The following is a 12,969-nucleotide window of genomic DNA, read 5'->3' on the forward strand; positions in this document are numbered from 1 at the left end:
CCACAAATGAAGCAAATATAAAAAACGCCCCTACAGCCATAACGGCTGCAGAGGCGTGAAAGTGCGCGGTTCCACTCTGCTTTGGACCCAGTTCTCGTCCATCTCGTCGTTCGTAACGTGAACGTGTTCGGTACGACTACCCTGCTTCCGTTCCGAAACGGACAACAGCTCGTCGATACGGCTCCCAGGTGCATTTCCAATCAACGGGAATGGACAACTTCCAGCCCAGGCCCTCGCGAGCCCGGTTGCCCTCTCTGTAAATCCCAGCTTAATCGTACTCTCCTGTTCAACGCCTCGTGTTATTAATGTTACTTAGTATAACGAAAAACCTTACGGTTTACAATAACTTCTTCAGCCGTGAGACGACCTTTTCCTTGCCCAGCAAGTACAGGCTCATATTCAGATCGGGACCGTGCATTTGCCCTGTCAGGGCAACTCGGATCGGCATAAAGAGCTGCTTGCCTTTATAGCCCGTATCCTTCTGAACGGCCTTCAGCATAGCTGGGATCGACTCTACGGCGAACGACTCCGCCTGCTCCACCTGCTGCAGAAAAGCTCCCAGCACCGCAGGAACGAACTCCTCGGAGAGTACCGCTTTCGCTTCGTCGTCTTCACACGAAACCTCGTCCTGGAAGAACAGCTCGGACAGCGGAACGATTTCCGCCGCATAATTCATCCGGTCCTGATTTAAGCCGACCAGACGGCTTACCCATTCCTGCTGCTCCGCCGTAAGTTCAGCGGAAATGCGGCCTGCTTTTTGCAGGTGAGGCACTGCCAGCTCTACAACACGGGACAAGTCCGCTTTTTTCAAATATTGGTTATTCATCCAGTTGAGCTTGTCCATATCGAACACGGCCGGACTCTTCGACAACCGGTCAAGATCGAATTGGGCGATGAGCTCTTCCTTCGTGAATATTTCTTCCTCGCCTTTAGGCGACCAGCCTAGCAGCGTAATGAAATTCAGAACCGCTTCCGGCAAATAGCCAAGCTCCCGGTACTGCTCGATAAACTGAATGATCGATTCGTCGCGCTTGCTCATCTTTTTGCGGTCCTGGTTCAAAATCAGCGCCAAATGGGCAAATTCAGGAACAGCCAGTCCCAACGCTTCATACATCAAGATCTGTCTCGGCGTATTGGACAAATGCTCTTCTCCGCGAATAACAAGCGTAATATTCATCAGATGATCATCGAGAATCACGGCAAAGTTGTAGGTCGGAATCCCGTCAGGGCGCACGATAATGAAATCACCGATACCGTTCGATTCGAACTCTACGTGCTCGCGAATGCGGTCCTCGAATGCGATAATCTTGTCGGCCGGAACGCGGAAGCGAATCGACGGCTTGCGTCCCTCCGCTTCAAACTGTGCAATCTGCGCCGGTGTCAAATGACGGCATCTGCCGGAATATCGCGGCATTTCGCCTTTGGCTTCCTGCTCTGCCCGCTCCTGCTCCAGGTCGGCCTCCGAGCAATAGCAATGGTATGCATGACCATCACGAAGCATTTGCTCCACGAAAGGGCGATACAAATCCAAACGCTCGGTTTGACGGTAAGGGCCGAACGGACCGCCGACATCGACGCTCTCGTCCCAATCCAGGCCAAGCCATTTCAAACCGTCCAGCTGGCTGCCGATTCCGGATTCCATATGACGCGTTTGGTCCGTATCCTCGAACCGGATAATGAATTGACCGTTATTTTTGCGAGCTATCAAATAATTGAATAATGCCGTACGGGCGCCGCCGATATGCAAATGGCCGGTCGGGCTTGGCGCGTATCTTACGCGAAATGGTGTCATAGCTGCCGCTCCTCTCTTGTTTCAAAAAACCGCCAAATTGAATTTATGATAGCACATCTTGAATCAAACAAACAACCGATTGCGCAGCGATTCCTTCGCCCCGTCCGGTAAAGCCGAGCTGCTCGGTCGTCGTAGCCTTCACGTTAACTTGCGACAGGTCCGCTTCCAAAGCTTCCGCTATGCGCTGAACCATTGCCGGGATGTAAGGAGCCATCTTCGGCTTCTGGGCAATGATCGTCGAATCGATATTGCCGAGCTTATATCCCGCTTCCTTAGCCAGCTTCCATACATCGAGCAGCAGCTTGTAGCTGTCGGCGTCTTTAAATTCCGCGGACGTATCCGGAAAATGCTTGCCAATATCGCCAAGCCCGAGCGCCCCCAATATGGCGTCGCTAATCGCATGCAGCAGCACATCGGCGTCCGAATGGCCGAGAAGCCCTTTCTCATACGGAATGTCTACCCCGCCGATAATGCACTTTCTTCCTTCCACCAGCTGGTGTACGTCGAATCCTTGTCCCACTCGAATCATCGTTTGTCCTCTCCCCTGACATTCTGTAGTATCCATTGCGCCCAAGGCAAATCTTCCGGTGTCGTTATTTTGATATTGTAGTAATCCGCCTCGACGACCTGGACAGGCGTGCCGATCCTCTCGACCAGCATGGCGTCGTCGGTCCCGAGGAATGCGTCCTTCTCCGCCTGCTGGTAAGCGTTCAGCAGCAAAGAAAGACGAAAAGCTTGTGGGGTTTGAATCGCCCACAAGCTGCGCCGGTCCGGGGTCGATTGGATCGTCCCACTCGGATCGACTACCTTGATCGTATCTTTGACCGGCACGGCAAGCACGGCGGCCTCAGTCTCCATCGCCTTGCGCCAGCATGCGATAACATGCTCCTCCGCGGCAAAAGGCCGGACGCCGTCATGCACCATCACCCATTCGACGCTGCCTTCCAGCTGCTGAAGCCCTTTGTATACGGAGTCTTGACGCTCCTTGCCGCCGGCGACGATATGCCGCACCTTCGTAAGGCGGTATTGCTCCACATAGCCGCGGCAGCGCTCCACGTCCTCTGTTCCGGTTACGAGAACGATGGTGTCGACCTCCGCAATCCGCTCGAACAATGCCAATGTATGTACAAGAATCGGTTTGCCGTTCAAGTGCAAATATTGTTTGCTTTCTTTCGTGCCCATACGCGAGCCTTTGCCCGCGGCTACAATCACTACTCCCAGCTGATTCATGCCTTCACCTACTACCTGCTTCTATGCCGCCGGAAATGATCCTTCCCGTTTAGCACGCACTCCCACTATCATATACGTTTTAGAGAGCTTTTTCCAATAGTTTCGGTTTAGCAAAAATCATTCGTCCGGCCGACGTTTGCAGCACGCTGGTAACCAGCACATCGAGCGTGGTCCCTATGAAGTCGCGTCCGCCTTCCACTACAATCATCGTGCCGTCATCCAGATAAGCGACGCCTTGTCCGTGCTCTTTGCCGTCCTTGATCACCTGGACCAAGATTTCTTCCCCCGGCAGTACTACCGGCTTCACCGCATTGGCCAAATCGTTGATATTCAGCACCGAAACGCCCTGCAGCTCGCACACTTTATTCAAATTGAAATCGTTCGTAATGACTTTGCCCTGCAGCACTTTGGCCAGCTTGACCAGCTTGCTGTCCACTTCGGAAATCTCTTCGAAATCTCCTTCATAGATCAGCACCTTGACTTCCAGCTCTTTTTGAATTTTATTAAGGATGTCCAGCCCGCGGCGCCCTCTGTTGCGCTTGAGCAAGTCGGAGGAATCCGCGATATGCTGCAGCTCCTCTAATACAAATTCAGGAATGACCAGCGTGCCTTCGATAAATCCGGTTTTGCAAATGTCCGCAATACGGCCGTCGATAATGACGCTCGTGTCCAGTATTTTATGCTCCTCGAAGCCTTTGCCCTCACCTTGGTTGCGGTCCTTGGCCGAACGCCCCTTGGCCAGCAGCACGATGAGCTCTTCTTTTTTGGCATAGCCAAGCCGGAACCCTACAACACCCAGCATCATTGTAAAAATGACGTGCAATACCGGGGAATACAATCCCGCTTGCTCGAAAGGCGTAAGTAGAATAACCGCAAGCACCAATCCTACAGCCATGCCGACCGTTCCTGCGATTAAATCCGTAATGGGAATGGAAGACACCTTTTCTTCGCTTTGCTGCATTTTTTGCAATCCATAATTCACAGCCCATGAGCTGATTAAATAAAAGAGCACGACTCCCGCCAGCATCATCCAGTATGCTTCGCCCCGCACCTGCTCCACGCCGAATACCGTTTCTATGATTTTGAAAAATGGTTGTCCGACGGTATCACTCCATTCATAGCCTAACACGCCTCCGATAACTGCAAATAAACATTGGAACCATCTTTTCATCATAGAATCACCTCCAACCTTTTCAATTTAAAATTTCACTCGTTACAATTATGAACCAAAAGTTTCCTGCCTAATCGTCGTTGCGAAAGAAAAATAAAAAAAGCATTTACTTTCCCGTTCAGGAAAATAAATGCTTTTCATTTCCGCTTTTGACGAATCATGGATGGTTTACTGAGCCGTCAGCCTTTACATGGACCTCGTCTCGGAATTCACTTCGTCCATGGATTTGTTCTTTCTTCTTCGTTTCGGAAAAAGGCGTTCAACGTTTTTTTTTAAGCCGTACAGCGCGTAAAGAAGCAACGGTACGAAAATCATTTTGGAGAGCATGCTCGGATACTGATAAGCCAGCAGCACAGCGATGATGACGACAATCGGCGCAATCCAGATCGCTTTTTTCGGGATTCCTACTTTTTTGAAGTTAGGATATTTGACCGTGCTGACCATCAAGTACGACAAGAGCAAAGTGCTCAAAACCAATACGAATGTATTTAATTCGTTATGAAACAGCGCCAGCGTACAAAGCACGCCTCCGGCAGCAGGAATCGGCAAACCGATGAAATATCCTGGAACGCCTGCCACTACATTAAACCGTGCCAAGCGGAGAGCTCCGCAAATCGGGAAAATGGCTGTGATGATCCAGGCTGCCGCAGCATTCATCTCCGTAAACGCAACCACGTACATAATGAACGCAGGAGCGACACCAAACGAAATGACATCGGACAGAGAATCCAGCTCTTTGCCGAACTCGCTCTGGGCATTCAGCGCTCTTGCCACACGGCCGTCCAGACCGTCGCACAGCATGGCTATAATTACCATGATTGCCGCCCATTCCGCTTCCTTGTTAAAGGCAAGAATGATCGAAATAAATCCCAGAAACAAGTTGCCTATTGTAAAAAGGTTGGGAATTGATTTAGTTAGCATTGTTATTGTCCACCTCTGGTTTCCTGTACCCTAATACACATGTTCGTCATATTAGACTACCCTCTGATTGTATGCAAGTTAGATATGTCTGTCAATGAGTACTTGATCTTGAATTCGTTTTAATCCTTCTTTGATGGTACGGGCGCGCACTTCTCCAATTCCGTCCACTTCATCAAGCTCGTCAATCGTAGCCATCATTAAATGCGGCAGCTGCTGGAACCGCTCTACCAGATTGTGAATGATGACCGACGGAAGCCGCGGGATTTTGTTCAGTACCCGGTATCCTCTAGGCGAGACCGTTTCCTCGGCGCTGATGCTGGAGTGAGGATAGCCCAATATTCTCGCTATGTGAGAATGATCGAGCATTTCATCCGTCGCAAGGCGTCTCAAGCTTTGGTTAATTTCTTTAATTTTGTCTTCTTGATATTCTCTTACGTAGTCTTTGACTAAAAGTTGCGCCTCATGCTCGGTAGCTCCAACCAATTCTTCCAGCTGCATGCTGATAAGACGCCCTTCCGTTCCGAGCTCATTGATATACCGTTTAATCTCCGCTTTGATCCGAAGCACCATCTCGATCCGCTGAACGACGTTCGTTACATCGTGCAGCGTGACCAGCTCCTCGAATTCGGAAGCGCCGAGGTTCGTTAAGGCTTGATCGAGCACCGATTTATATTTTTCCAAAGTTTGGATCGCCTGATTCGCTTTGGTTAAAATCACTCCGATATCCTTCAAGGCATAGCGCAAATTGCCTTGATACAGCGTGATGACGTTTCTGCGTTGGGAGATGGACACGACGAGCTTGGAAGTTTGCTTGGCAACCCGCTCCGCCGTCCGGTGGCGAATTCCCGTCTCGGACGAGGAGATGGACGAATTGGGGATTAGCTGCGTATTCGCATACAAAATCCGCTTCAGATCCTCGCTCAAAATAATGGCTCCGTCCATTTTCGCCAGCTCGTACAAATAGTTCGGCGAGAAGTCGCAATTGATAGAAAAGCCGCCGTCCACAAGCTCCATCACTTCGGGGCTGTAGCCTACCACGATCAGCGCTCCGGTTTTGGCCCGCAGCACGTTCTCGAGTCCGTCGCGAAAGGCCGTGCCTGGCGCAACCATTTGCAGCAGCTGGCTCATCACGTCCCTTTTTATTTCTTCCTTGCTCATGTTGTCCCTCCTAAGGGTTTTCCGATGGAAAACCTACTTCGTAAGCTTTAACTGGGTTTTCCGTAGGAAAACCTACTTCTTCGTCAGCACTGCTTCGGCTTTCCGGCAGAAAGTCTCGTCGCCTGGCATGATCTATTACCCCGCTTTTATCCTAAGGCAGCCTTCAATGCTTCAGCCACCGTATTTACGCCAATAACCTCGATACCGCTCGGAGGGGTCCAGCCCTTCAAGCTCTTCTCCGGCAAAATGACTCTCCGGAAGCCCAGCTTCTCCGCTTCCTTCACCCGCTGATCTACGCGGGATACGCCCCGCACCTCGCCTGTCAGGCCTACTTCCCCAAACACAACATCGTAAGGCTGTGTAGGCTGCTCTCTTAAGCTGGAGGCAATGCTCACCGCAATCGCCAGGTCAACGGCAGGCTCATCGAGCTTGACGCCGCCAGCTACGTTGACATACGCATCCTGATTTTGCAAAAACATGCCGATTCGTTTCTCCAGCACCGCTATAATTAACGAAAGCCTGTTATGGTCTATACCTGTCGCCATTCGTCGTGGCGAAGGGAAATTAGTGGAGGACACAAGCGCTTGCAGCTCGACAAGCACCGGCCGTGTCCCTTCCATGCTGGCCACTACCGTCGATCCTGAGACGCCTAATGGACGCTCCGACAAGAACAACTCGGAAGGATTGTTCACTTCCACCAAGCCGTTCTCCTGCATTTCGAAAATACCGATTTCGTTCGTTGAACCGAAGCGGTTTTTGACTGCTCGCAGCAGCCGGTATGAGTGATGCCGCTCTCCTTCGAAATAAAGGACGCAGTCCACCATATGCTCCAGCAATCTTGGGCCTGCAATAGCCCCTTCTTTAGTAACATGGCCAACGAGTACCGTCGCAATACCTTTAATCTTGGCGACCCGCATAAAATGGCCGGTACATTCCCGGACCTGCGCTACGCTGCCCGGAGCCGATTGAACGCCCGGGTGATACACCGTCTGGATCGAATCGATGACAACAAAATCCGGCTGCACCTCTTCGATCGCCGCTTCAATCAATTCCAGGTTCGTTTCGCACAATACGAACAATTGTTCCGACGAGGCATTCAGACGATCTGCACGCAGCTTCGTTTGCCGCACGGATTCCTCGCCCGATACGTACAATACCTTTTGTCCGGACAGGGTCAGATCGTGTGATGTCTGGAGAAGCAGCGTCGATTTGCCGATGCCGGGGTCTCCCCCGACCAGCAGCAGTGAGCCTGGGACTACGCCACCGCCGAGCACCCGGTTCAGTTCTTTGTTTCGCGTTACGATACGCTGCTCTTCACTGCTTTTTATATGTATGATAGAAACAGGCTTTTCTTTCGTCTTCAATAAAGAAGAACTAATACCTTGTGTTTTCGTGATGGTTTCTACTTCTTCTACAAATGTGTTCCAGGATTGGCATCCCGGGCATTTGCCAAGCCATTTGGGCGACTCGTAGCCGCACTCCTGGCAGCAGAATTTCGTCTTTTGCTTTGCCATTATTATTCTCCCTGCTGTTATTCCATCCGTTGCCTAATGTCTTATCAAAGTTTACCATTTTGTGGAGGTTATGAAAACCCTTCTATTGTATAAAAAAGTCTCGTAAAAGCAAAGTTTTTACGAGCGGCTTGTCCTCCGGCTTGGACATACTGAAGCCCGCCGGTGCGGTATAGCTTCACAGGACGCCGCCGTAATATATATGATGCCAAAGACAAAAAAAGAACATCCTGCCCCTTCGAAAGAAGGGTACAGGATGTTTAACGTTACAAATCATGAAGATGTTGCAACACCTTGATTGCGTTCTACGGTCAGCTCTCCGTCTTTTTCGTCGATGGTCAACGAATCGCCTTTGGTGATTTGGCCGCGAAGCAGCTCTTCGGACAACCGGTCCTCGATATGCTTCTGGATTGCTCTGCGCAGCGGTCTCGCTCCGTAAGTCGGATCGAAGCCCTCTTTGGCGAGGAAAGCTTTCGCCTTGTCGGTAAGAACAAAGTCCACTTCCTGCTCTTTCAGACGCTTGCGGAGATCGTCGGCCATCAGCGTCACGATTTGTGCGATGTGCTGCTCTTCCAGAGAGTGGAACACGATGATTTCATCAATCCGGTTCAGGAACTCCGGACGGAAGCTCTTTTTCAGCTCGCCCATCACTTTATCTTTCATATTGTTGTAATCTTTGCCCGCATCATGCGCTGCAGTGAAGCCGAGCGAAGAATTTTTCTTGATCGTATCGGCACCGACGTTCGAGGTCATGATGATCAGCGTATTGCGGAAGTCTACCGTACGTCCTTTGGAGTCGGTCAAACGGCCGTCCTCCAGCACCTGGAGCAAAATATTGAACACTTCAGGATGTGCTTTCTCGATCTCATCCAGCAGGACGACCGAGTAAGGCTTGCGGCGTACTTTCTCCGTCAGCTGGCCGCCTTCTTCGTAGCCGACATATCCTGGAGGCGCTCCGACGAGACGGGATGTCGAATGCTTCTCCATATACTCGGACATATCGATCCGAATGACTGCATTTTCGTCGCCGAACAGCGATTCCGCAAGCGCGCGTGCCAATTCAGTTTTACCTACGCCGGTAGGTCCTAGGAAGATGAAGGAGCCCATCGGGCGCTTCGGATCTTTCAGTCCGGCTCTTGCGCGGCGGATGGCGCGGCTCACTGCTTTGACCGCTTCCTCTTGGCCGATGACGCGATCGTGCAGGATCGACTCCATTTTCAGCAGACGCTCGGTTTCTTCCTCCGCCAGCTTCACAACCGGAATGCCGGTCCAGCTAGCCACGACTTGAGCGATGTCGTCCGGAGTCACTTCGGAATCGGTACGGCCTTGCTTCTCTTTCCATTCGTTCTTCGTGGAATCCAGCTCTTCACGCAGCTTTTGCTCGGTGTCGCGCAAGGAAGCCGCCTTCTCGAACTCCTGGCTTTGCACTGCCGCATCCTTCTCCTTGCGGATATCCTCCAGCTTGCTCTCGAGCTTCTTCAAATCCGGCGGTACCGTATAGGAGCGAAGCCTTACTTTGGAGCTGGCCTCGTCGATCAGGTCGATCGCTTTGTCCGGCAGGAACCGGTCCGTAATATAACGGTCGGACAGTTTTACCGCATGCTCGATGGCTTCATCGGTAATTTTCACTCTGTGGTGCGCTTCATAGCGGTCGCGCAATCCGTGCAAAATTTGGATCGCTTCCTCCGGAGAAGGCTGATCCACCGTAATCGGTTGGAAGCGTCTCTCCAGCGCCGCGTCTTTCTCGATATATTTGCGGTACTCATCCAATGTGGTGGCACCGATGCACTGCAGCTCGCCTCTCGCCAATGCCGGCTTCAGGATGTTGGAGGCGTCGATAGCGCCTTCCGCTCCGCCTGCGCCGATCAGCGTATGCAGCTCGTCGATGAACAAGATGATGTTGCCTGCTTGGCGAATTTCGTCCATTATTTTTTTCAAACGATCCTCGAATTCACCGCGGTACTTCGTGCCGGCTACGACAGAGCCCATATCGAGCGTCATCACCCGCTTGTCGCGCAGTGTTTCCGGAATTTCGTTGTTAATGATTTTTTGCGCAAGTCCTTCCGCAATAGCGGTTTTACCGACACCAGGCTCCCCGATCAATACCGGGTTGTTCTTGGTTCTGCGGCTTAACACTTGGATAACGCGTTCGATTTCCTTGCTGCGCCCGATGACAGGGTCGAGGTTGCCGTCTTTGGCAAACGCCGTCAAATCGCGTGCCAAGCCGTCCAGCGTAGGTGTATTTGCATTTGTGGTGTTACCATGGTTCGTAGACACCACTTCGCTGCTGCCGAGCAATTGCAATACTTGCTGACGCGCTTTATTCAAGCTCACTCCCAAATTGTTCAGAACACGAGCCGCTACGCCTTCGCCTTCACGGATCAGCCCGAGCAAAATATGCTCCGTACCTACGTAAGTATGGCCAAGCTTGCGAGCTTCGTCCATGGACAGCTCAATCACTTTTTTCGCGCGGGGCGTGTAAGCGATATTCGTAGGCTGCTCTTGACCTCTGCCGATCAAGGCTTCCACTTCGTCCTGAATTTTCTCAAGACCCAAGCCCAGAGCGATTAACGCCTTGGCTGCAATCCCTTCGCCCTCACGAATCAGCCCCAGCAAAATATGCTCGGTGCCAATATTATTATGACCTAAACGAACGGCCTCTTCTTGTGCCAAAGACAGTACTTTTTGCGCACGTTCTGTAAATCTGCCAAACATCATGTGTAACACCTCCATAAAAGAATAAAAGTTGGAAACAACAATGAATTTCTTACCGGAGTTGCCGTAAGGTTCTAGCCTTGAGAAAACTTCTCTCTTATTAACTGAGCCCTACGTATGTCTCTTTCTTCAGCCGAAAGCTTTTCTCCTGCATATTGCTGTAAAAAACCCGGCTGGGTCATCACCATTAATTCATTCATGACCTGTGTAGGGACATTTTTGATGATTCCTATATCAATGCCAAGACGAACATCGGATAGCCGCTGTGCCGCTTCCTTGGAGTCCATAATGGCTGCATAAGACATGATCCCGTATGAACGGCTGATTCGATCCAGCAGCTTTGCTTTGTTCTCTAATTGAAGCTTCTCCCGCGCAGCCCGCTCATGCTCGATGATTTGCCGGACGACGCCGTACAGGTTATCGATAATCTCCTGCTCGGATTGTCCCAGCGTAATCTGATTCGATATTTGGAACAGGTTGCCGAGCGCTTCGCTCCCTTCGCCATACAATCCGCGAACGGCCAGACCGACCTGCGTAATCGCCGACAAAATCCGGTTAATTTGCTGAGTCAGCACCAACGCCGGAAGATGAATCATTACCGAAGCACGAATGCCGGTACCGACATTGGTCGGGCAGCTGGTCAAAAAGCCTCTTTTTTCATCAAAGGCATAGTCCATTTGTACCTCGAAAATATCGTCGATTTGGCTGGCCAAATCCCACGCTTCCTTAATCTGAAAACCGGGGCACAAGCATTGTATTCGCAAATGGTCCTCTTCATTCACCATGATGCTGATGGACTCATTTTCGCTTAAAATAACCGCCCCGTTCCTCGATTCATTAGCGAGAGCCGGGCTAATCAAATGCTTCTCTACAAGCACTCTTTTCTGCAGCTCGTTAAGATCGCTAAGCGGAATCAGAGAAAAACGGCTTATCGTATGGAGATCCTCATTATTCAGGACCCCCGATACTAGATCCAGCACTTCCTCTGATTGCTGGTTTGTGGAGAGCATAGGGAACGGATGTGATTGCAGGTTTCTTGCAATACGGATTCGGCTGCTGATGACGATATCCGAATCGGGTCCATCGCCCTTCATCCATTCACTCAGCGCCTGCTCAGTAAAACGGTTAGTTGTCATAGCAATTCCTCCTTGCCCAAAAGGAACTCAACCCTCGGTTACCTTCTTCTCCAGGTCCCTAATGATATCCCGGAGGTGGGCGGCCTCTTCGAACTCTTCTTTATCAATCCGAAGCAACAGCTCTTTCTTCAAATTCTCAATTTCCCTTTTATGTTTAATTAACCCGCCGGAGCGTTTGGGAACCTTGCCTGTGTGAATCGTGTTGCCATGAACCCGCTTGAACAGGGGATCCAGCTTATCGTCAAAATATTTATAGCACGAGCTGCAGCCAAACCGGCCTACTTTGCTGAACTGCGTATACGTTAAACCGCATTGCTCGCAGCGGCTCGGCGGCGCTTTGGCAGCCAGCGGGTTGTGCGAGGAAGGCTCGAAATCCAGCAGCCCCGACAAAAGATTGTGAATAGAGAAGCCGTTCGGCGTGCCCGGGATCAGTTCTCCCTTTTCTCTGGCACACGATTCACAAATGTGAAACTCCGTCTTCTCACCGTTTAAAATCTTTGTAAAATGCAGCGTGGCCTGCTTCTTGCCACATTCCTGACAAAGCATGAGTACCCCTCCTTATTTACTCAACAAGGATATCAGCATGGCTTTCATAATTTTGGCTCTAATCTCATCACGCAGAGGCAGCTTCAAAACCAGCACTTCCCGCGAGATCGCCGCCCTCATGATCGCCGCTTCTCTCGGAGTGATGATGCCGTTCTCCTGAAGCTGATACAGCAACCCTTCGGATGCGCTTTGATCTATATGCGAGCTGATCGTTTTAAAAATATGGTCGTGAACCGAGCCGTGAGTGTTCAGCTCAATGCGCTGAATCCGGATATATCCTCCGCCTCCGCGCTTGCTTTCTACGATGTAGCCTTTCTCCAAAGTAAATCGCGTGCTGATAACGTAGTTAATTTGGGAGGGGACGCATTCGAATTGATCCGCAAGCTCGTTACGTTGAATTTCCACAATGCCGTCGTTGCTTTGCTGTATCATTTGCTTTAAGTATTGTTCGATGACTTCGGAGACATTACGCATCAATTCAACCTCCTTCCCAGAAGTAAATTGACTTTGACTTTCTTTGACTTTAGTATCATTATAACAGTTTTCAGAAAATTTGCAACTATGGTAAACACTCAATTTATTGTTGACACTTCAACTTTTTTTATGCTCAGGTTGCGGCTTAAACAATACAGCCCTCTGTTATGATTATAACCACCTTAGAATAAAGAAAAACAAAAAAGAGCCTTCCTGGAGGTTATCCAGAAAAGCTCTTTGCCGTTGCTTGGCGACGTTCTACTCTCCCAGGACCCTTCGGTCCAAGTACCATCGACGCTGGAAGGCTTAACGGTC

12 protein-coding genes are annotated in these 12,969 nt (G+C 50.6%); all 12 read right to left on the reverse strand.

The window, feature by feature from the left end; genetic code table 11:
* Nucleotides 1-30 precede the first annotated feature (30 nt).
* The 12 genes from ACFQ88_RS38870 to ACFQ88_RS38925 all read right to left on the reverse strand — a co-directional run bounded on the left by ACFQ88_RS38870 (nt 31) and on the right by ACFQ88_RS38925 (nt 12,654).
* Nucleotides 31-204, reverse strand: a complete 174-nt coding sequence (locus ACFQ88_RS38870; RefSeq protein WP_239630935.1) for a hypothetical protein — start codon at nt 202-204, stop codon at nt 31-33.
* Nucleotides 205-337: 133 nt separating this feature from the next.
* A complete protein-coding gene (gltX, locus tag ACFQ88_RS38875) occupies nt 338-1,792 on the reverse strand; it encodes a glutamate--tRNA ligase (RefSeq protein WP_379463190.1) in 1,455 nt (484 codons plus the stop codon).
* A 43-nt stretch (nt 1,793-1,835) separates the two neighbouring features.
* Nucleotides 1,836-2,321, reverse strand: a complete 486-nt coding sequence (ispF, locus tag ACFQ88_RS38880; protein ID WP_379463192.1) for a 2-C-methyl-D-erythritol 2,4-cyclodiphosphate synthase — start codon at nt 2,319-2,321, stop codon at nt 1,836-1,838.
* The gene (ispD, locus tag ACFQ88_RS38885; RefSeq protein ID WP_379463194.1) at nt 2,318-3,022 is read right to left on the reverse strand and encodes a 2-C-methyl-D-erythritol 4-phosphate cytidylyltransferase; all 705 of its coding nucleotides are present in this window, start codon (nt 3,020-3,022) and stop codon (nt 2,318-2,320) included. Before ispD ends, ispF begins: the two co-directional genes overlap by 4 nt.
* Nucleotides 3,023-3,101: 79 nt before the next feature.
* A complete protein-coding gene (locus tag ACFQ88_RS38890) occupies nt 3,102-4,196 on the reverse strand; it encodes a PIN/TRAM domain-containing protein (RefSeq protein WP_239630931.1) in 1,095 nt (364 codons plus the stop codon).
* A gap of 183 nt (nt 4,197-4,379) precedes the next feature.
* Complete coding sequence (gene pssA / locus ACFQ88_RS38895; RefSeq protein ID WP_239630930.1) at nt 4,380-5,114, reverse strand: CDP-diacylglycerol--serine O-phosphatidyltransferase; 735 nt, start codon at nt 5,112-5,114, stop codon at nt 4,380-4,382.
* Nucleotides 5,115-5,192: 78 nt separating this feature from the next.
* The gene (gene disA / locus ACFQ88_RS38900; RefSeq protein WP_239630929.1) at nt 5,193-6,272 is read right to left on the reverse strand and encodes a DNA integrity scanning diadenylate cyclase DisA; all 1,080 of its coding nucleotides are present in this window, start codon (nt 6,270-6,272) and stop codon (nt 5,193-5,195) included.
* A gap of 146 nt (nt 6,273-6,418) precedes the next feature.
* Complete coding sequence (gene radA / locus ACFQ88_RS38905) at nt 6,419-7,786, reverse strand: DNA repair protein RadA (RefSeq protein ID WP_239630928.1); 1,368 nt, start codon at nt 7,784-7,786, stop codon at nt 6,419-6,421.
* A gap of 270 nt (nt 7,787-8,056) precedes the next feature.
* Nucleotides 8,057-10,501 carry an ATP-dependent protease ATP-binding subunit ClpC gene (clpC, locus tag ACFQ88_RS38910; RefSeq protein WP_239630927.1) on the reverse strand — a complete coding sequence of 815 codons (2,445 nt, stop codon included), beginning with the start codon at nt 10,499-10,501 and terminating at the stop codon, nt 8,057-8,059.
* Nucleotides 10,502-10,572: 71 nt separating this feature from the next.
* Entirely contained in the window at nt 10,573-11,634 is a 1,062-nt protein-coding gene (mcsB, locus tag ACFQ88_RS38915; RefSeq protein WP_379463198.1) for a protein-arginine kinase McsB, read from the reverse strand.
* Nucleotides 11,635-11,661: 27 nt separating this feature from the next.
* On the reverse strand, nt 11,662-12,180 hold the full coding sequence (mcsA, locus tag ACFQ88_RS38920) for a protein-arginine kinase activator protein McsA (RefSeq protein ID WP_379463200.1): 519 nt from the start codon (nt 12,178-12,180) through the stop codon (nt 11,662-11,664).
* 12 nt (nt 12,181-12,192) lie between these two features.
* The gene (locus ACFQ88_RS38925) at nt 12,193-12,654 is read right to left on the reverse strand and encodes a CtsR family transcriptional regulator (RefSeq protein WP_239630924.1); all 462 of its coding nucleotides are present in this window, start codon (nt 12,652-12,654) and stop codon (nt 12,193-12,195) included.
* Nucleotides 12,655-12,969: the final 315 nt, after the last annotated feature.

This window comes from Paenibacillus sp. NPDC056579 (genome assembly GCF_042793215.1).
GTDB lineage: Bacteria > Bacillota > Bacilli > Paenibacillales > NBRC-103111 > Paenibacillus_S.

Coding starts and splice junctions, on each gene's coding strand:
- gltX (WP_379463190.1), bottom strand. CDS start 1,792: ATGACACCATTTCGCGTAAGATACGCGCCAAGCCCGACCGGCCATTTG.
- ispF (WP_379463192.1), bottom strand. CDS start 2,321: ATGATTCGAGTGGGACAAGGATTCGACGTACACCAGCTGGTGGAAGGA.
- ispD (WP_379463194.1), bottom strand. CDS start 3,022: ATGAATCAGCTGGGAGTAGTGATTGTAGCCGCGGGCAAAGGCTCGCGT.
- ACFQ88_RS38890 (WP_239630931.1), bottom strand. CDS start 4,196: ATGATGAAAAGATGGTTCCAATGTTTATTTGCAGTTATCGGAGGCGTG.
- pssA (WP_239630930.1), bottom strand. CDS start 5,114: ATGCTAACTAAATCAATTCCCAACCTTTTTACAATAGGCAACTTGTTT.
- disA (WP_239630929.1), bottom strand. CDS start 6,272: ATGAGCAAGGAAGAAATAAAAAGGGACGTGATGAGCCAGCTGCTGCAA.
- radA (WP_239630928.1), bottom strand. CDS start 7,786: ATGGCAAAGCAAAAGACGAAATTCTGCTGCCAGGAGTGCGGCTACGAG.
- clpC (WP_239630927.1), bottom strand. CDS start 10,501: ATGATGTTTGGCAGATTTACAGAACGTGCGCAAAAAGTACTGTCTTTG.
- mcsB (WP_379463198.1), bottom strand. CDS start 11,634: ATGACAACTAACCGTTTTACTGAGCAGGCGCTGAGTGAATGGATGAAG.
- mcsA (WP_379463200.1), bottom strand. CDS start 12,180: ATGCTTTGTCAGGAATGTGGCAAGAAGCAGGCCACGCTGCATTTTACA.
- ACFQ88_RS38925 (WP_239630924.1), bottom strand. CDS start 12,654: ATGCGTAATGTCTCCGAAGTCATCGAACAATACTTAAAGCAAATGATA.